The sequence below is a fragment of the Dechloromonas denitrificans genome, assembly GCF_020510685.1.
In the GTDB taxonomy this organism is placed as follows: domain Bacteria; phylum Pseudomonadota; class Gammaproteobacteria; order Burkholderiales; family Rhodocyclaceae; genus Azonexus; species Azonexus denitrificans_A.
On sequence record NZ_CP075185.1, the window covers coordinates 1,448,805 to 1,475,263 of the forward strand.

The 26,459-nt window shown below is 60.4% G+C and carries 20 protein-coding genes, 7 tRNA genes and 1 pseudogene; 9 read left to right on the forward strand and 19 right to left on the reverse strand.

Translation table 11 applies throughout. From position 1 onward, the window contains the following. Positions 1-516: 516 nt before the first annotated feature. From KI611_RS06930 to KI611_RS06955, 6 genes and pseudogenes are all read right to left on the reverse strand, one after another. Positions 517-714, reverse strand: a complete 198-nt coding sequence (locus KI611_RS06930; RefSeq protein WP_226419097.1) for a helix-turn-helix transcriptional regulator — start codon at positions 712-714, stop codon at positions 517-519. 655 nt (positions 715-1,369) lie between these two features. Further along, positions 1,370-1,645: pseudogene (locus KI611_RS22165) on the reverse strand (methyl-accepting chemotaxis protein); the annotation flags it as partial. A 264-nt stretch (positions 1,646-1,909) separates the two neighbouring features. Continuing rightward, positions 1,910-2,290, reverse strand: a complete 381-nt coding sequence (locus tag KI611_RS06940) for a hypothetical protein (protein WP_226419098.1) — start codon at positions 2,288-2,290, stop codon at positions 1,910-1,912. Positions 2,291-3,165: 875 nt separating this feature from the next. Continuing rightward, positions 3,166-4,374 carry a hypothetical protein gene (locus tag KI611_RS06945; RefSeq protein ID WP_226419099.1) on the reverse strand — a complete coding sequence of 403 codons (1,209 nt, stop codon included), beginning with the start codon at positions 4,372-4,374 and terminating at the stop codon, positions 3,166-3,168. After that, positions 4,371-4,571: a helix-turn-helix transcriptional regulator gene (locus KI611_RS06950; protein WP_226419100.1), complete on the reverse strand. Its 201-nt coding sequence runs from the start codon at positions 4,569-4,571 to the stop codon at positions 4,371-4,373. Before KI611_RS06950 ends, KI611_RS06945 begins: the two co-directional genes overlap by 4 nt. Before the next feature lie 344 nt (positions 4,572-4,915). Then, positions 4,916-6,178 (reverse strand): tyrosine-type recombinase/integrase, encoded by a 1,263-nt coding sequence (locus KI611_RS06955; RefSeq protein WP_226419101.1) that lies wholly within the window; start codon positions 6,176-6,178, stop codon positions 4,916-4,918. Between the two features lie 274 nt (positions 6,179-6,452). Between KI611_RS06955 and KI611_RS06960 the strand changes: the two genes are divergently transcribed. From KI611_RS06960 to KI611_RS06975, 4 genes are read left to right on the forward strand one after another with little or no spacing between them, the layout of a single operon-like run. Further along, complete coding sequence (locus KI611_RS06960) at positions 6,453-7,979, forward strand: hypothetical protein (RefSeq protein WP_226419102.1); 1,527 nt, start codon at positions 6,453-6,455, stop codon at positions 7,977-7,979. A 7-nt stretch (positions 7,980-7,986) separates the two neighbouring features. Continuing rightward, positions 7,987-8,964, forward strand: coding sequence for an ABC transporter permease (locus tag KI611_RS06965; protein ID WP_226419103.1), 978 nt, complete (start codon positions 7,987-7,989; stop codon positions 8,962-8,964). Beyond that, positions 8,964-10,361, forward strand: coding sequence for an ABC transporter permease (locus KI611_RS06970; RefSeq protein WP_226419104.1), 1,398 nt, complete (start codon positions 8,964-8,966; stop codon positions 10,359-10,361). The genes KI611_RS06965 and KI611_RS06970 overlap by 1 nt, the downstream gene beginning before the upstream one ends. Further along, complete coding sequence (locus tag KI611_RS06975) at positions 10,362-12,341, forward strand: ABC transporter ATP-binding protein (protein ID WP_226419105.1); 1,980 nt, start codon at positions 10,362-10,364, stop codon at positions 12,339-12,341. It abuts the gene before it with no gap. Between the two features lie 33 nt (positions 12,342-12,374). On the opposite strand, the gene KI611_RS06980 is transcribed toward KI611_RS06975, so the two are convergent. Then, positions 12,375-13,748 (reverse strand): transglycosylase SLT domain-containing protein, encoded by a 1,374-nt coding sequence (locus tag KI611_RS06980; protein ID WP_226419106.1) that lies wholly within the window; start codon positions 13,746-13,748, stop codon positions 12,375-12,377. A 278-nt stretch (positions 13,749-14,026) separates the two neighbouring features. After that, positions 14,027-14,950 (reverse strand): LysR family transcriptional regulator, encoded by a 924-nt coding sequence (locus tag KI611_RS06985; protein WP_226419107.1) that lies wholly within the window; start codon positions 14,948-14,950, stop codon positions 14,027-14,029. 102 nt (positions 14,951-15,052) lie between these two features. Between KI611_RS06985 and KI611_RS06990 the strand changes: the two genes are divergently transcribed. After that, the gene (locus KI611_RS06990) at positions 15,053-15,832 is read left to right on the forward strand and encodes a ferredoxin--NADP reductase (protein WP_226419108.1); all 780 of its coding nucleotides are present in this window, start codon (positions 15,053-15,055) and stop codon (positions 15,830-15,832) included. A 64-nt stretch (positions 15,833-15,896) separates the two neighbouring features. Here the strand turns inward: KI611_RS06990 and KI611_RS06995 are convergent. The 7 genes from KI611_RS06995 to gltX form a co-directional block, all read right to left on the reverse strand. Further along, positions 15,897-15,973, reverse strand: a tRNA-Asp gene (locus KI611_RS06995). Between the two features lie 30 nt (positions 15,974-16,003). Beyond that, positions 16,004-16,079, reverse strand: a tRNA-Glu gene (locus KI611_RS07000). 43 nt (positions 16,080-16,122) lie between these two features. Further along, positions 16,123-16,198 (reverse strand) — tRNA-Ala (locus tag KI611_RS07005). Positions 16,199-16,299: 101 nt separating this feature from the next. Further along, positions 16,300-16,376: transfer RNA gene (locus KI611_RS07010), tRNA-Asp, on the reverse strand. Between the two features lie 30 nt (positions 16,377-16,406). After that, positions 16,407-16,482: transfer RNA gene (locus KI611_RS07015), tRNA-Glu, on the reverse strand. A gap of 24 nt (positions 16,483-16,506) precedes the next feature. Then, positions 16,507-16,582: transfer RNA gene (locus KI611_RS07020), tRNA-Ala, on the reverse strand. A 64-nt stretch (positions 16,583-16,646) separates the two neighbouring features. Beyond that, a complete protein-coding gene (gene gltX / locus KI611_RS07025) occupies positions 16,647-18,041 on the reverse strand; it encodes a glutamate--tRNA ligase (protein WP_226419109.1) in 1,395 nt (464 codons plus the stop codon). A 95-nt stretch (positions 18,042-18,136) separates the two neighbouring features. On the opposite strand from gltX, the gene KI611_RS07030 reads away from it, so the two are divergent. Next, a tRNA-Val gene (locus KI611_RS07030) sits at positions 18,137-18,211 on the forward strand. A gap of 740 nt (positions 18,212-18,951) precedes the next feature. Beyond that, positions 18,952-19,611, forward strand: coding sequence for an OmpA family protein (locus KI611_RS07035; protein ID WP_226419110.1), 660 nt, complete (start codon positions 18,952-18,954; stop codon positions 19,609-19,611). 36 nt (positions 19,612-19,647) lie between these two features. Here KI611_RS07035 and KI611_RS07040 read toward each other — a convergent pair whose 3' ends face one another. Together KI611_RS07040 and ppk1 are read right to left on the reverse strand one after the other, a co-directional pair. After that, entirely contained in the window at positions 19,648-19,875 is a 228-nt protein-coding gene (locus KI611_RS07040) for a hypothetical protein (protein ID WP_226419111.1), read from the reverse strand. Positions 19,876-19,885: 10 nt separating this feature from the next. Continuing rightward, complete coding sequence (ppk1, locus tag KI611_RS07045; RefSeq protein WP_226419112.1) at positions 19,886-21,967, reverse strand: polyphosphate kinase 1; 2,082 nt, start codon at positions 21,965-21,967, stop codon at positions 19,886-19,888. Between the two features lie 199 nt (positions 21,968-22,166). Here ppk1 and KI611_RS07050 point away from each other — a divergent pair, with 199 nt between their 5' ends. Then, entirely contained in the window at positions 22,167-23,150 is a 984-nt protein-coding gene (locus KI611_RS07050) for an MDR family oxidoreductase (protein ID WP_226419113.1), read from the forward strand. A gap of 29 nt (positions 23,151-23,179) precedes the next feature. Here KI611_RS07050 and KI611_RS07055 read toward each other — a convergent pair whose 3' ends face one another. Further along, the gene (locus KI611_RS07055; RefSeq protein ID WP_226419114.1) at positions 23,180-24,514 is read right to left on the reverse strand and encodes an isochorismate synthase MenF; all 1,335 of its coding nucleotides are present in this window, start codon (positions 24,512-24,514) and stop codon (positions 23,180-23,182) included. After that, positions 24,511-25,776: a class I adenylate-forming enzyme family protein gene (locus tag KI611_RS07060; protein ID WP_226419115.1), complete on the reverse strand. Its 1,266-nt coding sequence runs from the start codon at positions 25,774-25,776 to the stop codon at positions 24,511-24,513. The genes KI611_RS07055 and KI611_RS07060 overlap by 4 nt, the downstream gene beginning before the upstream one ends. Positions 25,777-25,957: 181 nt before the next feature. Between KI611_RS07060 and KI611_RS07065 the strand changes: the two genes are divergently transcribed. Next, positions 25,958-26,458: an ankyrin repeat domain-containing protein gene (locus KI611_RS07065; protein WP_226419116.1), complete on the forward strand. Its 501-nt coding sequence runs from the start codon at positions 25,958-25,960 to the stop codon at positions 26,456-26,458. The last annotated feature ends 1 nt before the right edge of the window (position 26,459 follow it).

Sequence of the window (26,459 nt, forward strand, 5' to 3'; positions counted from 1 at the left end):
GCAGCCGTTGGAGACAAAGCACCCCACTGACCGCATTGGCCGAGGAGCCGTCCGACGAACCACAGGGCCTTGCGGCCGGTGTCTGGCTACTGGCCGACTCATCTGCCAGATGACGGATCACTGTCGCAACCAAAACATCAATTCACGGTCCCGCTTATTTCGATGGCTATGTATTGACCATGTATAAGTGTTTGCGAAGAGGATTGAAACACAATGCAACGTTACCAGCTCCAAGCCTTAGATTTAGCTCAATTTACGGTGGCGTTAGGGTGGCGTTAGGGTCGCATTGTGAATGTCGAAAGTTGAGCGATTGGTTAATAATCAATTGATTACGGTGGTTATTTTCGCAAGACGAAAAGTGATGACACGCAGCTCACTTTCCGGGTGACAGGCGCTTGTTCGTGTAGCACGCTTCTAGCTTTCCTGGGCACTAGCCATCTGCTGGCAATTCGCTGTTAGCAAGAATGTGATCGAGCATGGCAAAGACTTTTTCTTTTGAAATTGATTCAGTGGCTATCATGCTGTCACCGCTGCGGCGCGGGTAGATATCCAAGCTTCAATATCAGCACGCATCCATGCGTTTTTGCGTAGTCCAATCTTGAAGGGCCTCGGAAAGGTTGGGTTATTAAATACGACGCGGTAAAACGTCGCATGGCTGATGTTGGTTATGCCAAGAATGTCGTTGGTTCCTACTACAAGGGATTGAGTCGTCATTGTCGCTACTCCACAGCTTGCACGGGGCGATGCGAGACTCGGTATGAGTCAGTTCTCGCAATACTCCACGGGCGGTTTTCTTGGGCGCTGGTGGTGCCGTATTGCGTGACGGCTGCAAGTTACTAGAATGCTTCAAGTAACTGTCTTCGTAAGAAGACCTCGTGGTGTGAAGGTGCGCTGTTTGCGCTTGCGACTCGTCGCAACCTTCATCGTTGCTTTGGCTAGGATTGATATACCCTAAACGCTATCCCGTGCTTCATCGCCAGCAAGACAATTACTCACAGGAAACTACCATCGCGTTCTGTCATCATCAGACAGCATCCTAAGTATAGTATCTCACATCGCTTCTCTACGACTTTTTTGGTAATTTTTGGTATCACCGCTGGAGATCGGAGCCATCACCGCATATTCGGGTGAAAACAGTCGGTATTTTCAATCTCTGCTGGCGAACGAGATGCTGCTGGCATTAACAAGTGGAAATGGACCAGAAAGCAGATCTCAGATTGGCACTCTGTTCAGGCAACGGTTTGACCAATGCGCTCATTGGGGTTGTAGATTTAGTTGGGTGCTACTGCACGAAAGCGAGACCCTTACTAGGGCACGTTGGAAAAAACTCTTTCGCCGATTGGGCTTCAGTTCATTGCGATGCTGGTGGTTATCTGGGTTGGGTGCTGAGATCGCCGGGAACCTTGATCTGATCACGAACATGTTCCATCTCATGTTTCGCGCTGTGGGCCGCCTGCCGCAGCGTTTGGAGCATCACGCTAATTCCTTGTGCGTTTTGGGAGGAGCGCTCGGCCAACTTGCGGACCTCTTCTGCCACTACTGCGAACCCGCGTCCTTGCTCCCCTGCATGCGCGCACTCTATGGCCGCACTAAGTGCAAGGAGGTTGGTCTGTTGGGAAATATCGTTGATCACGCCGACTATCGAAGCCACTTTCTCCGCTTGACTGGCCATAGTACTGATCGCCTCTAACGAATGATCAACGGACAAGGCAATTCTTTCAAAGCGCGCATCAAGTGCAGCCTCCTGGTGTCTAGCTTCTGTGGTTTTGGAGTCAAATCCGGGGTCTTTCTTGACGTGGAGTGCTTTCGATCGATCAGAGAAAAGATTAAATATTGCTAAACCACAGGCGGTCAATGCTGCGCCTGCAGCAAGAATAGGTAGGAGAAGGAGTACTTTTTCCATCACTCGTTACCCCAAGAAAGATTTCTTTTCCACTGCGTGGCGATTCCATCGTTCGCAAGCATGAACCAAGGCGAAGGCTGCAATGGTTATCAATGCAGCAACCGTGGTGTAACTCGGAATATTAGCTGCATTAAGTACTGCGCCAAATAGCATTGCGAATGCCAAGCCGGCTACAACCCCAAGGGCCAGCAACAGAGGGTTTCTGCTACTTGTCCCAATTGTTAGCGAATACATCGAAGCCGCTAACGTCGCCGTCGCAGATGCTAGGTCATTCTTTATCACGTACTCCGCGAAAACAGGTACCAGTGGTAAGACGATGACGAACACGATGCTTACCCCGAAGGCTTCGACCTCCTTAGAAAATCCTCGTATAGGTTGCTTCGCCATGTCTAGGTCATCAAGTTGTGATGTCAATATAATATGGGTTTATAGCCGAATTGGGTACATCTGACAGCAGCATCCTCACCTGAGATATCGGGTGGAGGGCTTCTGTCGGAAACAGGGTCGAGTTTTTGTTGGAAGGGTAGAAGAGATGGTCCCGCAAATCCTGACGTTGGATTTTGTGAAATCTCAGCTTCATCGGGCGATGGAGATCGCCTGCCAAGGGGCAGAAGCAACGAGAAGACCGCGCTGCCACATTTAAGGCCAAAGCGTGAATTACTGGCCTGGCGTCTCTCGAATACAGGTCCGCTACAACGTCAGCAAGATATTTTCGGATGATGGGGGGGGCGGGGACGACTGCGACCTCACAGCGGCCCGCCATGTCGGCCCTGGAGGCATATGTGCGTGAAAGTGTCACAGTTATCGTTGCAGTTAAGGTCACGGCAGTGACCTTAACTAGAGAAAGGCCCTCGCTCCCGCGAACTTAATTTCCATTTAATTAGTTCTGAAGACGAACAGCTTTTGATTCCGCGAACGTTTATTTGAAACCAAGCTGTAGATGTCGTTGCAATCCTTGCTTCGTCTCTTGAATTCCTGAAGAAAAAAGAAAAAAGAAGATGAAAAATTGGCTCTCCTTCTCTCCTTCTCTCCTTCTCTCCTTCTCTCCTCTTTCCTTACTTTCTTACTTTCTTACGGTCACGGTTCTTTAAAAAACCCAATTAAAACAATATTGTGAAACGATTTAGCTGACAAGTGGTTGGCAAGTGGTTGGCATCTGGTTGGCAAGTGGTTGGCATTTGGGTGGCATCTAGTTGAGGTTGAGGTTGCGGGAGTGCAGAAAACTACCTGAGTGTTCCCAGTTTGGCTGGTGGTGGAAGATGTCATTCGTCACCACGTGGTAACTTGGCGGATTCCGTCAGCCACGGAATCGAGCGCCGGATGGTTCTTTCACTTATGGTCAGCCCTGGCATTCTCGTTGCGGCATCGGTAATGGCCTTTACGCTCCAATCCAGAATCACGCACAGGGCGTAAAGCTGCCAGTGTTCATCGGCGGTGCCGCCTTTGCGACCAGCATTGAGTGCGGTGCGAATCATGCCCATGTGCGAGCGCTGGTGCTTTCGCAAGCGCTCCCAGCGAAGGCGCGTCTTGTTGTCACGGATGATGAATAGTTCGGCTATTTCGATGGGCGTCAGGATCAGTAGTTCGGCTTTCTTTTCGGCATTCCCGGGCGTGGTCACAAATTCCCAAGCCTTCTTATTATCTAGGGTGCCGTCATCATTAAGTAGGTTTTTGAATATCCTGCCATGCCCGTGCGGGTGGTGCTTGGAGAGATAGTCCACGTCAATCAGGCGAAGGTCATTCGCCAGCTTGGTATCGTCGGCTGGGTAGCTTTCCCCTTTCTTTGGTGCAGTCGCGCGGCAAGCAGGGCGAAACGCTGGCATGATTCCACGATTGTTCAGTTCGATGGAGGCTGCCACGAACTGAACTCGTAGCGGGTGGCTGTACTCGGTCTTGCCGGTGCGCCGGATTTCTTGTGATATGTCCTGAAGAGCCGCGGTGACGTTCTCGTTGCTCTTGGACTGAAACCTTTCGATGGTCTGGGCGAGTTCTTGAGCGGTGATGAAATTAGCTACTTCCGGCTCTAACGCAGGGGAGCCTCTGTCGTCCTGTACTGGGCATACAGCTTCGGGGGTGGCTTTAGCTCTTGGTGTGGTCGGGGAAGCAACTACAGACTGAACCTGGATGGTCTGTATGATCGTCGTAGCGTCAATGCAATCTTTGCGAACAAAGCAAGTTTCGCATTTGACGGGTTCGGCGAGTCCCCGCGGATGCACCGGCTTGTGTCCGAAGCAATCCGCTAGGAACCGTGTGATCCGGTCCATGTGGTTTTCATGCGTTGAATTACAAGCTGGATGCTTCACGCACCCTGTGCATGTATCGGGGGCAAGTTGTTTGTTAGTGTAGAACGTTGCCAACGTTCCGGTGCAATGACCATCGTCAGGCATCGGCTCGTCATCGAACAATGCGGCATAAAGGCTATTAAACTCTTTAAGAGCCGCTTCTTCACAAGTGGGTTGAGTGGCGATCATGCTGCAACCCTCGCAGCAAGGGAATCGATCCACGCCACGATGTCAGCACGCAGCCAAGCATTTTTGCGAAGGCCAATTTTGAACGGCTTGGGGAAAGTTGGATCGACCATTACAACTCGGTAAAACGTTGCACGGCTAATGTTGCACATGCAGCGATATATTTCGCTGGTGCCAACTACTTTTGATTGAATCGTCATTTTCGATACTCCCACGAGGGCTATTTTTTGCCTGGTGGCCGTATTGCGTGACGGCTTTGCAAACCACTCCATTGCTTGGGGTGGTCATCTTCCTAAGAAGAACTGTTGGTGTGAAGGTGCGCTCTGTGTGCTCGTGTCTAGGACACTGTCTTCATCGGTGCAAGTGTGATGGAATCGCTGATATACGTTCCGCGCTATTCTTCATCGGCAGTCAGGAAGACCGAGTCGGGAAACAGCTTGATCCCTGTTTCATCCCTTTGTCACGCACTGCCATCGACAGGCAGTGCCGTCATTTGACCACACTTTCTGTGCCTTACCGAGAACTATCAAGACATATTTGTAAACTACTGGTGAGTTACTTCAGGAACGCAGTAATCCGCCCATTGCTGCATCATGGCGCGGCGCTTCTCGAAAAGGTCTCCGCGCTGGTAAGCAGCTCTGACCTTGTCGCTGATTACATGGGCCAGAGCCATGTCTGCAACTGCGGCAGGAAACGAGGTTGTCTCTGCTGCCCAATCCATGAGAGTTGAGCGGAATCCGTGTTGCGTGATTGCCTCGCCGTTTTCATCCTTCCATTTCAATTCGCGTTTGTTCTGACGACGAATGAATGCTGTCATGGTCATTGCCGACAGCGCCTTCTCATCTTTTTGTCCAGGGAAAATGTAGTCGGTAGGTTTACCCGCTGGCAATGCCCGCAGCAATGCAACCGCTTGGGTAGATAGTGGCACCCGGTGTTCAATCTCGGTTTTAATGCGCTCGGCAGGGATGACCCAAAGAGCTGCGCCTAGATCAACTTCCAACCATGTAGCATCGCGGGCTTCTGCAGATCGTGAAGCGCAGAGAATCGCGAACTCCAACAGTCGGCTTCCGGTTGCTATGCTCTTGCGAAGTTCGGCCATGAACGCCGGAGTTTGCACAAAGGGTAGGGCGGGGTGATGTTGAACCCGCTTGGTCTTCTTTGGCAGTTTGGGCAAGCGACGTTCGCGAAGACGGGTTCCCCATGCATCGGCATCGTCAGCATCGCGCCAGTCCTTGTCGTGGGCGTAACCAAGTACATTAACTATCCGGGCAAGAACGCGGGTGGCGGTTTCAGTCTTCTCCAGCCAGATAGGGCGAAGGGCCGCTTCGACATCCTCAATAGTTACATCGCCAACCAGCTTGCTGTTGAATGGCGCACCGTATCTTGTCAGGGTGTTTCGCCATTGGTCGATATGCTTTTCGTTCTTCCATCCGGCCTTGCGACTGTCAATATAGGCAGTCGCTGCTTCGGCGAAGGTCACAGCCTTGGTCTTGGCTACTGCTTCTGCTTGCTGCAGTGCTTCCTGTTGGGCTTTGCGGTGCTCGATTGGATCGATCCCTTGGCGAACTAGCTTGCCAAGCGTGGCGACCGCTTCACGGGCATTTGCTAGAGTATGATCGGCAAAGTTGCCAATGCCCATATCCCGACGCTTGCCATTGAGCTGGAATCGGTAGATCCAGGACTTGCTTCCACTGATAGCAACTCGTAGGTATAAGCCATTGCCATCGGAAATCATTGATGTAGTAGGCTTGCCGTCTCTGCCGGTTGCTGGAGTGGCGTTCTTCACTTGCAGTGCAGTTAGTGCCATGGTCTTGCCTCCTGTCCCATCAACCGTCCCATCACGGTGCGTGAGATATTACGGAGGCAATCGAGACACTACAAGAAACTATTTTTACGAGAACCCCGTGTTTGCGAAGGTTTTAGAGGGTTTTCTGGGCTTTTCGAGACACTCTGAAACGCAATGTTGGGGGGCACCCTCTCCGCCAAAGCTATTACAGATAAGCCCGTGATTTCACGGGCTTTTTTGTTTTGAGGGGCCGCATTGTAACCCACAAATGGTCCGGATCGGCCAGAATGACCTGATGCCTTATTACGGTATTTTTCCCGCCGAGCACTTCGTCATTGCCACCGGCCGTACGCTGGATGGCGAGGTGGCGCCCCAGATACTCTGGTATTTCCAGGACGAGACCATCGCCGTGCCGCGTAACGGCTGGTCCGCCGCCGGCCTTCAGGGCGATTTGCCGGTCTGGGCCGATCTGGCGGCCTGGAATCACGCGAATCCGCTCGGCGGGGCGCCGCAACATCCGCCGCTGGTCTGGCTCGGGGCGCCCGATGTGCTGCAGCACGCCGTGCTGGCGGCGGATGGCCGGTCGATCGCGGTTGGGACTGACTCGCTGGCGTGGCGTCTGGTCCCCAGGTTGCCGCTCAACAAATCCTGGTTCGACGCGAGTAGCCTGGCCTTCTTCGGCGGTCGCCCGGTAAAAATCCGGGGAAGCCTTGCGACAGATGCTTTTGTGGCGCGCACCGTGTGGCCCGAGGATTTCCGGTTGCCGGAAAAACCGGTCAGCACTGCGCAGGCTCCCGAGTCGGCGGCCGTGTGTCAGTGGTTGCGGGCGCAGCCCAGAGGCGGCGCGCAAAGCCCGTTTGCCGTCGAATCGCTCTGGCGGCGGCCTGGCCAAGCTGGGCCGCGGGCCGGTCAGCCGGTTCTCGGCTTGATGCTGAATGGCGCCCAGGGCGATGACGATGAAGCGCACAGCGGCCATTTCGCCCTGATGACCGGGCGGATCGGCGAGCAGGGCGCAATCGACGACTGGCTGGTGAACAACTTCTACACGCTGGATTCGGAAAGCGAGAAGGGCATCATCGCCGCGCCGGTGCCGCTCGACAATTACCTCTCCGACCTGAACAGCGGCCAGGCCTGGTATCGGCCGTCCTACATGCTGGTGGCGACGCTCAAGGAAGAACGCACGGCGCAGCACCTGCAATCGGCGATGGCGCGCGTTTACGAGCAGTTCTATCGGCACCGGCTGGCTTATCAGCATGCCCGTGCCAATTGCACCGGCATCAGTGTGACGACATCGCGCATTCTTGGCTGGCGGGTGCCGGCGAGAGGCGCCGAAAGCTGGCTCAAGGCGGTGTTCGCTCTGCCCTGGCGGACGCTCCGGGAACGAAGCCTGAGCAAGGGCAAGGCAATTTTCGATTATCTGACGGAAGATCGGACCCGGCTTTATCCGGCTGCCGCCTTCGAGGAAATGGCCGCCGATCTACTGAAGCTGGCGAGCGGACACGCCGGCCGCCAACTGACGGCATTCGAGCATTTGCTGGCCGAGGACGTCGCCGAAATCTTGCTGGTCCGCGTGCCGCAATTTCCCTCCAGTCGGGCCTGGGGCGATTACCCGGTGGAAACCAGTGTCGAATACCGGGCGCGGCTGCCGCAAGACCCGGCCGAGCAGCAGATCATCCCGGTGCCGCGGCGCATTTTTCCCGACGCCTTGCGCGATCCGCAGGCGTCGCCCCCGCCGCCCTTGCGTTCGGATTACGCCGTGGCCGCCTGGGCTGCGGCGATTGTTGCGCTGATTGTGCTCATCCTGGGCCGGCTCTTGGCATAATCCGTCTGTGCTTGCCTACATCGTTCGTCGCCTCCTCTACGCCATCCCGATTCTGATCGGGGTGAATCTGATCACCTTCGCGCTGTTCTTCGTCGTCAATACGCCGGATGACATGGCGCGCATGCAACTCGGGGTGAAGCGCGTGACGCCGGAGGCGATCGAGAAATGGAAAGTCGAGCGCGGCTATGACAAGCCGCTGATGATCAATCCGGCGGCCAGCGGGCTGGCGGTTGTCACCGATACCGTGTTCTTCGCGAAATCGGCGCGCATGTTCGCCGGCGATTTCGGCCGCGCCGAGGACGGCCGCGACATCGCCCGGGAAATTTCGGCGCGGATGGGTCCGTCGCTGGCCATTGCGCTGCCCACGTTTATTCTCGGGTTGTTCGTCTCGATCAGCTTCGCGCTGACGCTGGCCTTCTTCCGCGCCACCGCCTTCGACTTCTGGGGCGTCGTGCTGTGCGTCGCGATGATGTCGATTTCCGGCCTCTTCTACATCATCGGCGGCCAGTACCTGATCAGCAAGATCTGGCGGCTGATGCCGATTTCCGGCTATGGCACCGGGCTCGAGGCCTGGCGCTTCCTGATCCTGCCGGTGCTGATCGGGGTGATTGGGGGAATTGGTTCAGGTGCGCGCTGGTATCGCACTATCTTCCTGGAAGAAATCACCAAAGAGTATGTGCGCACGGCAAGGGCAAAAGGCCTTACTGAAACTGCCATCCTGTTCCGCCATGTCTTGCGTAATGGGATGATCCCAATTCTCACTCAGGTGGTTGTTGTAATCCCTACGCTTTTCATGGGGGCATTGGTCATGGAGTCTTTCTTCGGAATTCCCGGCTTGGGCAGTTACACGATCGATGCAATCAATTCGCAGGATTTCGCCGTTGTCCGTTCGATGGTTTTTATCGGTGCCGTCCTCTACATCGTCGCTCTATTGTTGACGGATATTTTCTATACCATCGCCGATCCGAGAATAAGGTTGCAGTAATGCGGTTTGAGATTGTTATTCTCTGGTCGGATGCCTTCGTTTGGTTGCTTGTTTTCTCCGGATGGGGGCTTGCACATCTCGTGGCGAAGGATGAGGCCTTAATTCGGTCATGGCGCAAGCTGGGCGCGAACCGCGTAGGCATGGCCTCGGCCACCGTGCTGCTGGCGTTCGTCCTGATCGGCCTGCTCGATTCGCTGCACTACCGGGTGCAGATGAACAGCGAGGCGGGGCAGAAAGTCACTTACGCCATCGAAGTGCTGTCGGTGCTCGATGCGCTTGCCGCGCCGCTGCGTTTGCGCAATGAGAAAACCTATTCCGAACCCTTTGCCACCCGCCTCTATGCCAAGGAAAGCATCGATCTGCCGGGCGGCGGTACGGTCCGCGACTACCCGCGCCTGAAGCATGGTGGCGTCCATCTCGGCGAGCGCGAGGCCGAGGTGGCGGCCGATGCCGGATTCACCGCGTTGCGGGCCGGGCTGGCCGCTTGCATTGGCTGGCTGGCCCTGGCCGGCATCGCTTCGCTCGTCGCCGGTCGCGGCGCGGCTGGCGGTTCGGGCTGGCGCAAGATCTGGCGCGGCGAAACGGCGTTCGCCTGGAATGCCGTGCTGATCGCGCTCGGCTTCATCCTGCTGCTTGTCGTGCCGCTGCTCTGGCTGGCCGGTCAGTATCACGTCTTCGGCACCGACAAGGTCGGCCAGGACGTGCTCTATCAGGTGCTGAAAAGCGTGCGCACCGGGTTGATCATCGGCCTGGTGACGACCCTGGTGATGCTGCCGATGGCCGTGCTGCTCGGCATCGTCGCCGGCTATTTTCGCGGCTGGATCGACGACCTGATCCAGTACGTCTATACCGTCCTCAACTCGATTCCCGGCGTGCTGCTGATCGCCGCTGCCGTGCTGATGATGCAGGTGGTCATCGACACCCACCCGCAATGGTTCTCGACCGCCGCCGAACGCGCCGATCTGCGCCTGCTGGCGCTCTGTTTCATCCTCGGTATCACCAGCTGGACCGGATTGTGCCGGCTGCTGCGCGGCGAAACGCTGAAGCTGCGCGAACTCGAATACATCCAGGCGGCGCAGGCTTTCGGTGTCTCGAACTGGCGGATCATCGTCCGTCACATCCTGCCCAACCTGATGCACATCGTGATCATCGCGCTGGTCATGGATTTCTCCGGGCTGGTGCTGGCCGAAGCGGTACTCTCTTACGTCGGCATCGGGGTCGATCCAAACATGAACAGCTTCGGCACGATGATCAACAACGCCCGCATGGAACTGGGCCGCGAACCGGTCGTCTGGTGGTCGCTGGCCGCGGCCTTCGTCGCGATGTTCACGCTGGTGCTGGCGGCCAACCTGTTCGCCGACGCGATCCGCGATGCATTCGATCCGAGGGCGGCGTAAATGTTACAGGTCGAAAATCTCCGTCTCGGCTTCATGGCCAATGGCCAGACCTTTGCCGCGGTGGACGGTATTTCCTTCGCCATTGCCAAAGGCGAAACCTTTGCCCTGCTCGGCGAGTCGGGCTGCGGCAAGTCGGCCACGGCGCAGGGCATCATGCGCCTGCTGCCGGCCGCCGGCCGCATTCTCGACGGCAGCATCCGGCTCGATGGCGAGGCCTTGCTGACCCTGCCGGAGGCCGACATGCGCGCCTATCGCGGCGGCCGGATGGCGATGATCTTTCAGGAGCCGGCGACCAGCCTGAACCCGGTGCTCACCGTCGGCCGGCAGATTGGCGAAGTGCTCGAACGCCATCGCCAACTGGTCGGCCAGGCGGCGACCGGGCGGATGCTCGAATTGCTGCGTCTGGTCGGCATCGCCGACCCGGAACGGCGGCTCGGCGAATATCCCTTCCAGCTCTCGGGCGGCATGAAGCAACGGGTGATGATTGCCATCGCACTAGCCGGCGAGCCGGAGCTGCTGATCGCCGACGAACCGACCACCGCCCTTGACGTTACCGTCCAGGCGCAGATCCTCGACCTGCTGGCTGGCCTGCAGGCGGAGCGCGGCATGGGCATGCTGCTGATTACCCACGATCTCGGCGTCGTCGCCCGCATGGCGCACCGCATCGGCGTCATGTACGCCGGCGAACTGGTCGAGGTGGCCAGCCGCCAGGAATTTTTCATCCGGCCGAGGCATCCCTACACCCAGGCGCTGTTTGCCGCCTTGCCGGAAGTGTCGCGGCGCGGCTTGCGGCTGACCACGATTCCTGGTCAGGTGCCAGTGCTTTCGGCCATGCCCGCCGGCTGTCGTTTTGCCGACCGCTGCGCCCATGTCATGGCGCAGTGTCGCAGCGAGTCGCCCGCCTGGCGCGCGGTCGGTGAAGGCCATGTCGTCCGTTGCCACTGGACCGGCGAGGCGGCCGAGGCAGGGCCGGCGCGCCACGCTGTCAGCGAGTTGGAGATCGAACCGGCCCGGCCATTCCTCGAAGTCGATGCCTTGAAAGTCCATTTTCCGATCCGCCGTGGCCTGCTGCAACGGACGGTCGGCCATGTGCGGGCGGTCGATGGCGTGTCGCTGGCCATCTCGGCCGGCCGCACGCTGGCCCTGGTCGGCGAATCCGGCTGCGGCAAGACGACGGTCGGCAAGGCCTTGTTGCAACTGATCCAGCCGACGGCCGGCAGCGTCAAGCTCGCTAACCGCGAGCTGGTCGGCATGAAGCCGAAGCGCCTGCGCGCCGCCCGGCGGCACATGCAGATGGTGTTCCAGGATCCGTTCGCGTCGCTCAATCCACGGATGCGGGTCGGCGAGATCATTGCCGAGGGGATGGCGGCGCTGGCTCTGACCGCCGACCGGGCGACGCAGGCTGAAGCGCTGTCCGCCTTGCTCAGTCAGGTCGGGCTGCCGGACGAAGCAGCCGGGCGTTATCCGCATGAGTTTTCCGGCGGCCAGCGTCAGCGCATCGCGATCGCCCGCGCCCTGGCCGTGCAGCCGGAGCTGCTGATCTGCGACGAGCCGACCTCGGCGCTCGATGTCTCGGTGCAGGCGCAGATTCTCAATCTGTTGAAGAAGTTGCAGGAAGAACTGGGCGTCGCCTACCTGTTCATCACCCATAACTTCGCGGTGGTCGAATATCTGGCGCACGATGTGGCGGTGATGTATCTCGGCCGCATTGTCGAACGGGGCAGGGCGGAAGAAGTGCTGCGCTCACCGCGCCATCCTTACACTCAGGCGCTGCTGTCGGCGGTGCCGGTGCCCCGCCTCGATGGCCAAAGTGCGGTCGTCCGTTTGCCGGGAGAGACGCCGTCGCCGGCCAATCCGCCGTCGGGCTGCCACTTTCATCCGCGCTGTCCGCACGTCATGGCGGTCTGTCGCGAGAGCTACCCGGAAAGCAGCGACGTTTCAGCGACCCATACGGTCAACTGCCATTGGCGGGCGGTTTAAGGCAGCTTTCCGCTTATCGATCACCGGCAGAAATCAGTTGCGTCGTCCTTTGCCCGGCTTGCCACCCTTGCTTGGCGCGGCCGGCTTGGTCGGGGCGGCTTTTTTGCCATTGTCCGCCTTGGCGGCTGGCTTGGTGGGCAGCTTGGCTGGCGCTTTGGCGAGCGGCTTGGCGCCTTTGCTGCTGGCCTGGATGGCCGCCTTGCCGCCGCCCTTGGCCGGCGCCTTGGCGGTCTTGCCGGTGGTCGTCCGGCTGTTGCGCGCCGGGGCGACCGGTTCCGGCTCGATGATCTGTTGCGGGGCGGCGACGCTTTGCAGATTACCCAGGTCCTCGGCCCCGTCGCCGGCCGGGACGAGCAGCGTCGAGCCAGCCCCCAAACGAACCTTGACCGGCAGGCCGTTGATCCGCAGCAATTCGGGCAAGGCGATACCGAAGCGTGGCGCGACCTTGTCGAGCTTTTCGCCATTCTTCAGCGTGTAGGTCTGCCATTCGGTCAGCCGCGCTGAATTTTTTTCGAGGTTGCTGCGGAAAATCGCCAGTTTGTCGGCCGGCAGCACAACTGCCGAATCCGCGTGGATGACGGGGCGGTTATGTGACGGGTTGAGCGCCAGGAAATCCTCGACCGGCATGTTGGCCAGCCGGGCGGCGGTTTTTACATCGATCGCCCGTTCGGTATCGATGGTCGCGAAATACGGACGGTTGAGGATTTCCGGCAGGCCGAGCTGGACCATCAGGACCGGGTTGCCGAAGATATTCTTCAAGGCCTGCAGTTTCGGGACGTAGTTCCGGGTTTCGTTCGGCATGGTCAGGCTGGCGTAATCGGCCGGCAGGCCCCGGGCGTTGTTCTTGTCGACGGCGCGTTTGACGGCGCCTTCACCCCAGTTGTAGGAAGCCAGCGCCAGATGCCAGTCGCCATGCATGTCGTAGATGGTTTGCAGGTATTCGAGCGCCGCGTCGGTCGAGGCGACGATATCGCGGCGTTGGTCCTGCCACCAGTTCTGTTCCAGATTGAAACGCTTGCCGGTGGCCGGAATGAACTGCCACAGGCCCGAGGCATGCGAACGCGAGTAGGCCATCGGGTTGAACGAGCTTTCGACCATCGGCAGCAGCGCCAGTTCGGTCGGCATGCCACGCGCTTCGAGTTCTTCGACGATGTGGTGCAGATAGGGGCGACTGCGTTCGACCATGCGGCGCAGGGCATCCGGATGACTCTGATACCAGTGCTGGTGGCGCAGCACCAGGTCATCATTGAGATTGGTCATCGCAAAACCGTTGCGGATGCGATCCCACAGATTGTCCGTTTCGGCCGTCAGGTCGATGGTCGTTGGCGGCTGCAGCGCAGCGCGCACTTCATGGATGGTCAGGGCGCCGTCCGGTGATCCGGTTTCTGCATCGCTCGGCGAGGACATTTGCAGGGAATCCAGCGGGGCGTTGTCGGCTGCATCAGCCAGCGTCGGCAGGGCGAGCGTCAGGGCAGTTGCGCCCAGGCAGGCGCCGGCAAAACGGCGAAACAGCGACAGAACGTTGCGGTGTTGAATGGGTAACTCCTGGCGCGAACGGGGTCGACTAAACCAGCGATTATACCTGACCCCCGCAAGGGCTTTGGCCTGTCTGAAGGCCTTGTTACATCTGGGGATCGCTTCGCCCGGTCGGCAAAAACTGGATTGTCGGCGCTCCGGTGTGGCAATCAGCTGATAAACGGCAGTTGCAGGGTGTCGGTTCCCTGGGCCGTGCCGCTGGTTTCCCGACACAGCTCGAGGAAGGTCCGGGCCGCCGGACTGATCGGGCGTTGCCGGTGGCGGGCAAAATAAAAATGCCGGCGCAGGTCGAACTGCGGGGTTGCGATTTCGACCAGGCTGCCGCGCCGAAAAGCCTCGCGCAGCGACAGGCGGGACAGGCAGCCGATGCCCAGCCCGGACTCGACGGCCCGCTTGATCGCTTCCGTATGTTCCAGTTCGAGCTGGATGTGGATATCCGGCAAGGCTTTGGCAATGACGCGGTCGAACAGGGCGCGGGTTCCCGAGCCATGCTCGCGGACGATCCACTTCTGTTCGCTCAGCAGTTGCCGGCTGACCTCGCCGGCCGAGGCCAGCGGATGCTGCGGGGCGCAAAAGGCAACCAGCGTGTCGTCCAGCCAGGGTTCGAGCAACAGGTTGGGATCGTCCGCCTCGCCTTCGATCAGGCCGATATCGAGTTCAAAGCGGGAGAGTTGTTCGACGATGCTGTGGGTGTTGGCGACATGCAGGCTGACCTTTGATGCCGGATGGCGGCGCAGGTATTCGGCGACAACCAGGGTGGCCAGGTAGTTGCCGATGGTCAAGGTGGCGCCGACCGCCAGCGGGCCGAGGACGCCGCCGGCCAGATAGGCTTCGATGTCCGTCGCGCGAGCCAGCATGTCCTGCACCTGGGGGAGCAGGCCGCGTCCGGTGCTGTTGAGGCGCAGCGACTTGCCGATACGGTCGAACAGCGGGCAGTCGAACTGGCGCTCCAGTTCGACCAGCGCGCTGCTTGCCGCCGACTGCGACATCGACAGCTGTCTGGCGGCGCGCGAGACATTTTCGCTCCGGGCGATGGCGGCAAAGACTTCAATCTGGCGCAGGGTGATTCGCATATCGACTTAATAGGTAATTGTTAGAGAAATTATCCGCTTAAATATATAAGGTGCGAAGCCTATGATTCAGGACATACAAAAATTCCGCCGAGAACATCCGCCATGAGCAACCTTGCTACCGAGAAAATCATCTCCGTCCATCACTGGAACGACACGCTGTTTTCTTTCCGCACGACGCGCGATCCCGGTCTGCGCTTCATCAACGGTCAGTTCGTGATGATCGGACTGGAAGTGAATGGCCGGCCGCTGACCCGCGCTTACAGCATCGCCAGCGCCAATCATGAAGAGCATCTGGAGTTTTTCAGCATCAAGGTGCCGAACGGACCGCTGACCTCGCGCCTGCAGCACCTGCAACCGGGTGACCCGATCATCGTCAGCAAGAAGCCGACCGGAACGCTGGTTCTGCATGACTTGAAACCGGGCAAGCGCCTGTTCATGTTCGCCACCGGCACCGGTCTGGCGCCCTTCATGAGCCTGATTCACGATCCCGAAGTGTACGAAAAGTTCGAGAAAATCATCCTGATTCACGGTGTTCGCTGGACCAATGAGCTGGCCTATCACGACTATATCGAGCACGAAATCAGGCAGCACGAGTTCTTTGGCGATTGGGCGCGTGAAAAGCTGGTGTACTACCCGACGGTGACCCGTGAGCCGTTCCGCAACGAAGGCCGGCTGACCGACCTGATCGAATCCGGCAAGCTCTTTGCCGATATCGGCTTGCCGTCGCTCGATCCGGTCACCGACCGGGCAATGATCTGCGGCAGCCCGGCCATGCTGGCCGACACGGCAGCCATGCTCGATGCGCGGGGATTCAAGGTTGGCCACCACCACACCGGGGAACTGGGCGATTACGTCATCGAGCGGGCTTTCGTCGAGAAATAGGCAACCCGGGCAACAAAGAAAAAAAGCCGTTGAAATCATCGATTTCAACGGCTTTTTTAATGGTTGGCGGAGTGGACGGGACTCGAACCCGCGACCCCCGGCGTGACAGGCCGGTATTCTAACCAACTGAACTACCACTCCAGTACTGCAAAACCTTTACTGCCAAATTCTTGGCGTCCCCACGGGGATTCGAACCCCGGTTACCGCCGTGAAAGGGCGGTGTCCTAGGCCTCTAGACGATGGGGACCCGGACGTTACCTGCAACATTACAACACTGCCGGTTCGGTATCTGGTGGAGGTACGCGGGATCGAACCGCGGACCTCTTGCATGCCATGCAAGCGCTCTCCCAGCTGAGCTATACCCCCATTCGAGAGATAGCCGAACCAACTTCGACCTTTCGGCCCAGACTGCCAACCGAGGTTGGCAACCTGCATAAAAAAGCCGGGATAATCCGGCTTCAAAATATTGGCGGAGTGGACGGGACTCGAACCCGCGACCCCCGGCGTGACAGGCCGGTATTCTAACCAACTGAACTACCACTCCAGTACTGCAAAACCTTTACTGCCAAATTCTTGGCGTCCCCACGGGGATTCGAACCCCGGTTACCGCCGTGAAAGGGCGGTGTCCTAGGCCTCTAGACGATGGGGACCCTGGACCAACTTCTTTCGCACTTTGGTGGAGGTACGCGGGATCGAACCGCGGACCTCTTGCATGCCATGCAAGCGCTCTCCCAGCTGAGCTATACCCCCGCCGCGAAAGAAGGCCGCATTATAGGGATCTCACCGACCCTTGTAAATAGGCCTTCTCCGTTTTTTAGATATTTTGTCTCAATGCGGCGATGACCTTATCGCGGCCGATCAGCGCGATTACGGCATCGACGGAAGGGGTCTGTGCCTGGCCGGTCAGGATGACGCGCAGCGGCATCGCCAGCTTCGGCATTTTCAAGCCATGTTTGGTCACCGTTTCCTTGATCAGCGCATTGATCGCCGGCGCTTCCCAGGCAACCGTGGCAATGCCTGCGGCAAAATCGGCCAGTGCGGGGCGGGCTTCATCCGGCAGGTGCTGGGCAAGCAGTTCCGGATTCGGCGTGACGTGGGCGTAGAACACTTCGACGGCATCGGCCAGAACGTTCAGCGTGTTGCTGCGATCGACATACAGCGTCACCGCTTTTTCCAGGTCGGGGCCGGCATCGGTGTCGACTCCGCGCGCGGCGAGGCGAGCCTTGATCTTGGCGGACAACTCGGCCGGCGGCATCAGCTTCATGTAGTGCTGGTTCAGCCAGAGCAGCTTTTCGGTATTGAACTGGGCCGCCGAAGCGGTAATGTGGTCGAGATCGAACCACTCGATGAATTGCTGCCGGGTGAATACTTCGTCATCGCCGTGCGACCAGCCGAGACGCGCCAGGTAGTTGATGACCGCTTCCGGCAGGAAACCTTCGTCGTCGTACTGCATCACGGATACCGCGCCATGGCGCTTCGACAGCTTGGCGCCATCGTCGCCGAGGATCATCGAGAGGTGCGCGTATTGCGGCACTTCGGCACCGAGAGCCTGCAGGATGTTGATCTGGCGTGGCGTGTTGTTGACGTGGTCGTCACCGCGAATGACGTGGGTGATGCCCATGTCCCAGTCGTCGACGCAGACGCAGAAATTGTAGGTCGGCGTGCCGTCGGCCCGGGCGATGATCAGGTCGTCGAGTTCGCCGTTGGCAATCTCGATGCGGCCCTTGACCTGGTCGTCCCAGGCCACGACGCCGTCCTTCGGGTTCTTGAAACGGATGACCGGTGGCACATCGGCCGGCGGCGTCGGCAAGACCTTGCCGGTTTCCGGACGCCAGCGGCCATCGTAACGCGGCTTTTCCTTGCGCGCTTCCTGCTCGGCGCGCAGGGCATCGAGCTCGTCGCGTGTTGTGTAGCACCGGTAGGCAGCGCCGCTGACCAGCATCTGCTGGATTACTTCCTTGTAGCGATCCATGCGCTGCATCTGGTAGAACGGCCCTTCATCGTGGCCCAGTTCGAGCCACTGCATGCCGTCCAGAATCGCCTGCACGGCTTCCGGGGTCGAGCGGGCGACATCGGTGTCTTCGATGCGCAGAATGAAGGTGCCACCATGACGACGGGCAAACGCCCAGGAGAAGAGAGCGGTGCGCGCGCCGCCGATGTGGAGGTAACCGGTGGGGCTGGGGGCAAAACGGGTGCGGACTGGCTTCATTGGGGTGCGGAATCCATACGGGTACAAAGTCGGCTATTTTAGCCGACTGGTTTGACCCTCTGCGAGACTTATGGTTAAATGCGCGCCTCTCAAGTGGGCGGTTAGCTCAGCGGTAGAGCACTGCCTTCACACGGCAGGGGTCACTGGTTCGATCCCAGTACCGCCCACCACGATCGAGTTAGTCAAAAGCCTGAATATTCAGGCTTTTTTCTTTTGTGCGCCCCGTTTGCCTTAGAGATTGCCGGGCGTTGGCGTTAGCCGGATCACTTCCACAGCGATGATGTACCGGCTGTTAATTCAGGTGGCTGGGGGCACGCCGGCCGTCGTGCATCGAAATGAATGTCGATTGCATACATTGGGCCGACCCCCTCGGCACGTGATCGGTCAGGAGGTCGCCCGGTACTGCTGTTGGCTGACCCCATGGCTTAAGAACATCAGCTAAGTTCATAACAGCAAAGGAGAAATTCGGATTACCCACAAAACCTGTGGATAACTATGGGGATAAGCTGTAAAAAGTGGGCTTAAACTCCCGTCGCTAAAGGCTTTGCCTTACTGTGCAAAAACTCTATGCATAGTTGTATCTATATGAATATATGTGACTTTATTATTTTCCTTGACATGTTTCGAAGTCCCATTTTTCGTCCGGTTGCGGCGATGTCATTTTTTTCACTTTGTGCATAAGTCAAGTCTTGACAGTGAAAAATCTCCTGTAAAAAGACCTGTCGGCACCCCCGATGTGAAGCCTATGAGTGCCAGGGTACATTGCCGTCGCCGGTCGCCTGTCTATACTCAAAAGAGCTTGCCAGGCGGTTGGATGAACTCCCTCTGGCCAGCGCTTCGAAGCCGGCACTGCCGGTTTCGTACCCAGCGGATAGGTTGAAAAATTGCAGAGTGGATGGGAGTCAAAGCCATGAAAAAAATCATTGTTTCTTTAATCGTCATCGCAGTAAGCTCAAGCGGACTGGTCGGTTGCGCCAGCATGGATGAATCGCAGCGGACTACGGCGACCGGTGCGGCGATCGGCGCCGCCGCTGGTGCCTTGCTGGGCGGGGTGACCGGGCACGGTGGCAAGGGTGTGGCGACCGGTGCGGTAATCGGCGGGGCGCTGGGGGCTGGCGGCGGGTATCTTTGGTCGCGCCATATGCAGGAACAGAAGGCGGCGATGGAGCAGGCAACGGCCGGAACCGGCGTGGGGGTTAGCCAGACTGCCGACAACCAGCTCAAGCTCGATATTCCGAGCGATATTTCCTTCGACTCCGGGCGCTACGATATCAAGTCCAACCTGCGGCCGATCCTCGATCGCTTTGCCACGACCTTGAACCAGAACCCGGTGACCACGGTGAAGATCATCGGGCATACCGACAATACGGGGAGCGACGCGGTGAATAATCCGCTTTCGATCAATCGCGCCAGCGCAACTCGCGATTACCTGGCGGGTCGTGGCGTGGCGATGAATCGTATGGCGATCGATGGGCGTGGTGCACACGACCCGGTGGCGGACAACGGCACGCCGGCTGGGCGGGCGGCTAACCGCCGTGTCGAGATTTTCGTGGCCGAGCCGGCGCGCTAGGAAGCGGGCGGGTCATCCCACCCTTTTGTTACAGGGCTATTTCTTCGCCTGGAAATAGAGGCACTGTTGTGCCGATGCTGCCATCACGACACGGATCGGTTGCTGCTGGCTCTTGAAGCCCAAGGCCCGGCAACCGTAGCGGAAATGCACTTCGTGGGTGATGAAATAGTGCGCACAGTTGTTGCAGCGGGCCGGCTGGTCGGCTGCAAGCGGCGCCCCGGATGTCGCATCGGGGGCGCCAGCGGTGTTTCTTGCGCTGGTCAATGATCGACTTTCAGCCGCCACCCAGCGTCAGCATCAGTTCGCCCTGGGCATGGTGCGGCTTGGCCCGGGCCGAACGACGGCGCTGGTAGGTGCCCTGGCTGTTCATGTCCCAGCCCTGCTGGTTGTCGGCGAGGTAGAACTTCAAGCCTTCGGTGATGACCCGTTTTTTCAGCTTGGGATCGAGGACCGGGAAGGCCAGTTCGATGCGTTTGAAGAAATTGCGCTCCATCCAGTCGGCGCTCGACAGATAGACGTTTTCCTTGCCGCCGGCGTAGAAATAGGAGATCCGGTGATGTTCGAGAAAACGCCCAATGATCGAACGGACGCGAATGTTCTCCGATAGCCCCGGTACGCCTGGGCGCAGCGCACAGACGCCGCGGACGATGAGGTCGACCTTGACGCCGGCCTGCGACGCTTCATAGAGCGCGTTGATCACTTCGGGTTCGAGCAGCGAGTTCATCTTGGCGACGATCAGCGCCTTCTTGCCGGCACGGGCCGCTTCGGTTTCGCCGCGGATCGCGGCGACGACATTCGGCTGAAGTGTAAACGGCGCCTGCCACAGGTGCTTCAGCGTGCGCGCCTTGCCCAGCCCGGTCAGTTGCTTGAAAACCTCGCTGACGTCGTGGGTGATTTCCTCGTTGGCGGTCATCAGGCCGAAGTCGGAGTAAAGCCGGGCGGTGCGCGGGTGGTAGTTGCCGGTGCCGAGGTGGGCGTAGCGTTTCAGACCGCTGTCCTCGCGGCGGACGATGAGCAGCGCCTTGGCGTGCGTCTTGTAGCCGACCACGCCATAGACGACATGGGCGCCGACTTCTTCCAGCTTGGTCGCCCAGCTGATGTTGGCTTCCTCGTCGAAGCGCGCCATCAGTTCGACGACGACGGTGACTTCCTTGCCGTTCTGGGCAGCGCGGATCAGCGACTGCATCAATACCGAGTCGGTGCCGGTGCGGTAAACCGTCATCTTGATGGCGACGACCTGCGGGTCGAGGGCCGCCTGATTCAGTAGTTCGATGACCGGTGCGAAGGACTGGTACGGGTGGTGCAGCAGGATGTCGTTGCGCCGGACGCTGTCGAATATATTGGCGCCCTTGCCGACCGCCTTGGGCAGGCCGGGAGCGAACGACGGAAATTTCATGTCCGGGCGATCGACCCAGTCCGGCACCTGCATCAGGCGGACGAGGTTGACCGGCCCCTGGACGCGGTAAAGGTCGCCGTTCTTGAGCGCGAACTGGGCCAGCAGGAATTCGGTCATCGCCGGCGAGCAGTTGTCGGCAACTTCAAGGCGGACGGCGTCGCCAAAGTGGCGGTGCGGCAGTTCGCCCTGCAGCTTGGTCCGCAGATTGGTGACTTCTTCCTCGTCGACGAACAGGTCGGAGTTGCGCGTGGCGCGGAACTGGTAGCAGCCAAGCACCGTCATGCCGGTGAATAGCTCACCGACGAACTCGTGCAGGATCGATGACAGGAAGACGAAACCGTATTCGCAGCCGGCCAGTTCCTCCGGCAGCTGGATGACGCGCGGCAGGACGCGTGGTGCCTGGACGATGGCCGAGTTGGAACTGCGGCCGAAGGCATCCTTGCCTTCCAGTTCGATGGCGAAATTGAGGCTCTTGTTGAGCACCTTCGGGAACGGATGCGACGGGTCGAGTCCGATCGGCGTCAGTACCGGCACCATTTCGCGGATGAAGTAATTGCGGATCCACTCGCGCTGCGCCTCGTTCCAGGTCGACCGGCGCAGGAAACGGATGCCCTGGTCGGCCAGGGCCGGCAGGATGACGTCGTTCAGGTGCTGGTACTGCTCGGTGACGATGGCATGCGCCTCGGCCGAGACCATCCGGTAGGCTTCCTGAGGGGTCTTGCCGTCAGTGGTGACGATCGGCGCCTTGGCGCGGACCTGTTCCTTCAGGCCGGCCATGCGGATTTCGAAGAATTCGTCGAGATTGCTCGAGACGATGCATAGAAAGCGCAAGCGTTCGAGCAGCGGGACGCGCTCGTCTTCGGCTTGGGCAAGAACCCGACGATTGAAAGCGAGCAGCCCAAGTTCGCGGTTGAGATAGTTCTCGGTCGGGAAGCGGGGTTTTGGGTGGGGATGGGTCATCGCGCGCTCCATGTTATTTATAAAGTATATGCCTCAAGCCCATCATTTTGTTGCATTAATGTTTCAGTTCGATGACGGTTGGCGGCTTGCCGAGGTCATCGATGCCTTCCCCCGATTGATTTGGCAAACGGCCCGGAAAGGCCATTTTCCGCCGTGCTGATTTATAGTCACCGATTCAGAGCCACCGATGGAGAGAGATATGTTCAAGGGAATACTGATCAACAAGGATGAAGCCGGCTATCGCGCCGCCCTCGAGGAAATCGACGAAGCGCAGTTGCCGGAAGACGACGTCACGGTCCGGGTCGAGTGGTCGACGCTCAATTACAAGGACGGTCTGGCGATCACCGGCAAATCGCCGGTCGTCCGCCGCTTTCCGATGGTGCCGGGGATCGACTTTGCCGGTACGGTGAGCGCCAGCAGCCACCCGAAATGGCAGGTCGGCGACCAGGTGATCCTGAATGGCTGGGGCGTCGGTGAAACCCACTGGGGCGGGCTGGCGCAAGTGGCGCGCGTCCGCGGCGACTGGCTGGTGCCGCTGCCCAAGGCTTTCAGCACCCGTCAGGCGATGGCCATCGGCACCGCCGGCTATACCGCGATGCTCTGCGTCCTGGCCCTGGAACGCCACGGCATCAAGCCGGCCGACGGCGAAATACTGGTTACCGGGGCCAATGGCGGGGTCGGCAGTGTCGCCATCGCGCTGCTTGCCAAGCTCGGCTATCAGGTCGTCGCATCGACCGGCCGGGCGGCCGAAGAGGCTCATCTGAAGGCGCTCGGCGCCGCCGCCATCATCGATCGCAACGAACTGTCGGCGCCGGGCAAGCCGCTCGGTAAGGAACGTTGGGCCGGGGTCGTCGATGCCGTCGGCAGCCATACGCTGGCCAATGCCTGCGCCACGACCAAGTATCGCGGCGCCGTGGCCGCCTGTGGTCTGGCTCAGGGCATGGATTTTCCGTCGAGTGTCGCCCCTTTCATCCTGCGCGGCGTGACGCTGTACGGGATCGACAGCGTGATGGCGCCGCTGGCCGTGCGTCTGGAAGCCTGGCAACGTCTGGCGCAAGACCTCGATATCGCCAAGCTCGATGAGATCAGCCGCGAAATCGGGCTGAACGAGGCGATTGCAGTCGGGGCCGAGCTGCTCGAGGGCAAGGTGCGCGGTCGCGTCGTGGTCGATGTGAATCGTTAAGGCCCGGGCGACGCATCCGCCAGTCCCGGCTAACGGGAATGGCGGATGGCGTTCGGTTCGGTCGGGCTGAGCGCGGTCAGCATGGTGCCGAGTTTGGCCTCGGTCTCGGCCAGTTCGAGCCAGGCGTCGGAACCGGCGACGATGCCGGCGCCGGCCTGCAGTTCGGCGGTGTTGCCATCGAGCAGGACGCTGCGTAGGGCGACCGAAAACTCACCGCTGCCATCGGCGCTCAATTGCCCGAAGCCGCCGCTGTACCAGCCGTGGCGTTGTTCCTGGTGGTCGCTCAGCCAGTCGAGGGCGGGGGCGACGGGAAAACCGCCGACGGCCGGTGTCGGGTGCAGGGTACGGACAAGGTCGAAGAGGGTGGTTCCCGCTTTTACCGTGGCCGAGATCCGGCTGCGCAAATGGCGCAACTCGCCGGCCGGGTGCTCGCGCGCCGCGCCGACTTCGGGCGGGGCGAGGCAAAGCGGGGCGAGGGCCGTGCAAACCGCGTGCACGACGAATGCCTGTTCGCGCCGGTTTTTCTGTTCGGCGAGCGCCATTGAGCCAGGCCAGGCGGTACCGGCCAGCGCATCGGCATCGACTCGCCGGTCGGTCAGGCGAACCAGTCGTTCCGGCGTTGCTCCGAGGAAGGTCTGCTGGCCGTTGCCGTGCGCGTAGATCAGGCTGTTCGGTTGTTGGCCGACTAGGCAGCCGAGAATGTGGGCGGGCGAAAAGGACCGGCTGGCCTTGATTTTCCGGCTGCGGGCAAGGACCAGCTTGTCGATGCGGCCGCCTGCGATGTCGCGCAAGGCGATGTTTACCCGGGCCACCCAGGCGCGCTCGGCGAGCGTTTCCGGGCGTCTTTCCAGCAGTTCGGCGGCATAGGGCCGGGCCGGAGAGTTCAAGCACAGCTGCCAGTCGGCTACCGCTTGCCCGATGCGCCCGGCCGGAACGCTCAGGGTGGCCGAGCAGGCCCCGTCAATGCACTCCAGCAGGATGGCCGGAACGGCGAGCAGGGCGTTGGGCAGTGGGCCATTGCTGGTGGCGTCGAAGGCGAAGCCGGCAAAGGCCAGTGGTCGCCGTTCATGTCGCCAGTGCTGGCAAAGCCCGGCAAAGGCGCTGTCGAGGGCGGCAAAGCGGTTGGCCCCGGCGCTGGCCAGCTGAAAGGCATGGCCGATGCCGAGCCGGAATTCGTTCCGGGCGGGCAGCGCGCGATACCAGAAGGGTAGGCCGCCCGGCAACTGGTCCAGCCAGTCGGTGTCGAGCTTGCCGAGATCGAGATGCAGGCTGAGCGGGGCCGAAGCGGGGGCGCCGCCGGCCAGCTGGTGCAGGCGGTTGAGCAGTTCCGGCGCGGCCAGTTGCCGGTGTAGTCGGTCGATCACGCCGCGCTCCCGGTTTCGGCCGCCAGGCGGCGCAGGGCGGCGCGCTCCAGCTTGCCGGTCGGATTGCGCGGCAGGCGTTCGAGAAACAGCAGCTGGCGCGGCACGGCGGCGGCCGGCAGGTGCTGCCGGGCATGGGCGAGCAGCGCCGCCGGTTCGGCCGGGCCGACGATCAGGGCGACTACCAGGTCGCCCCAGATCGGGTCGGGGCGGCCGGTGACGGCGACATCGCGGACGCCCGGGCAGGCGGCGAGACAGGATTCGACTTCGAGCGGATGAACATTGCGGCCACCGCTGACCAGCATGTCGTCGGCCCGCCCGGTGACGGTCAGCCGGCCGTCGGCCGCGAGCTCGCCGAGGTCGCCGGTGGTCAGCCAGCCGTCGGCATCGGCTCCGCCGCCGTTGAGGTAGCCGAGCATCACCTGCGGGCCGCGCAGCTGGATGCGGCCATCGTTGCCGATGCGGATTTCATGACCCGGCATCGGCCGGCCGACCAGACCTTCGCGCCACGGGCCATCGGCCGGCGCATGGGTGGCCAGCTGGGCCGCGGTTTCGCTCATGCCGTAGCTGGGAAACAGCGGCCAGCCGGCGGCGCAGGCCGCTTGATAGAGCGGCAAGGACAGCGCGGCGCCGCCAATCAGCGTAACGCGCAGGCTGGCCGGCGGCTTGACGCCGAGTTCGAGCAGGCGGGCGAGCATGGCCGGGACCAGCGAGATGTGGGTTACCGGCTGGCGGGCCAGGTCGTCGGCCACCGCCTGGGCGGCAAAGCCATCGTGCAGCAGGACCGTCGCCGCCGCCCGGGCGCAGCGCCAGAGAATCGACTGGCCGCCGATGTGATAGAGCGGCAGGCAGTTCAGCCAGCGGTCGCCGGGGCCGAGCGGCAGATGTTGGTTGGCGGCCGTAGCGGCGGCGTCGAGCTGGGCATTGCCGAGCAGCACAGCGCGCGGCTGGCCTTCGCTGCCGCTGGTCGAGATGATCAGGGCGATGCCGGGCAGCTTGGCGTCGGTCGCCGGCGGCTCCCGGTCCACCGGCCAGAATGGCCGCTTTGCCTGGCTGCAGGCATAGGCCTGGTGGGCCAGGTGGAGGCTGTCGCCGCGTTCGACTGCGGCGTCTTGCGCGCCGTCGTGCGGTGCGGCCCGATGCTGCATCTCGGCCAGCAGTTCGCCGAACGACCAGGATCGTTCGGCGGCCAGCAGGGCGGGGGCGTCCGGGTATTGGTCAGCCGCCCGGTGCAGGTGTTGCGCGAGTGAATTATGGGTTGCCATAAGCGATCGATTATACAAAGCCGCCGGCCGGCGCAAGGCGAGGCAGATCAATAATTGCGGCGGATTAGCCCTATCGGCAGGACTTTAACTGACTTGAGCGCACCGCGACTGACACGAGCGACGCGAGCCGGTACCATGCAGACATCAACCAACAGCATATCTATCGATGGGGGAGGCTAGCGTGAGCTCGGAATTATTACTGCTCAAGGCGATTCGTTCCGGTCGCCTGGCCGATGTGCAGGCGGCGCTGGCGGCCGGGGCGCCGGCCGAACTGGCCGATGGCCAGGGCGATCCGGGCTTGCCGATGGGGATCGCCTGTTTCATGGGCTTTGGCGATATTGTGCGCGAACTGGTCAAACACGGTGGCAAGGTCAATCTGGGCGACAACCGGCTGCCGACATCGCCCTTGAGCATGGCGCTGCGCGGCGGGCGGACCGAGGTTTTCCGGACGCTGGTTGAATTGGGTGCCGAAGTGCCACCCGGTATGAGCGGCGGCCTGACCGAACAGGAATTGACGCTGGCGCAATGGAAGGCGCAGCGCGATGGTTATCTGGTCGGAGCTGCCGAGAGCGGCGTCGACGAGGCGCCAGTCATCGAGGAAATCGAAGCGCAGAGCTGCTTCGGTACCGATACGCAGGTGCTGGAGGCCGACGTCTTGCGGGCCGTCCGGGAAAGTCGCTGAG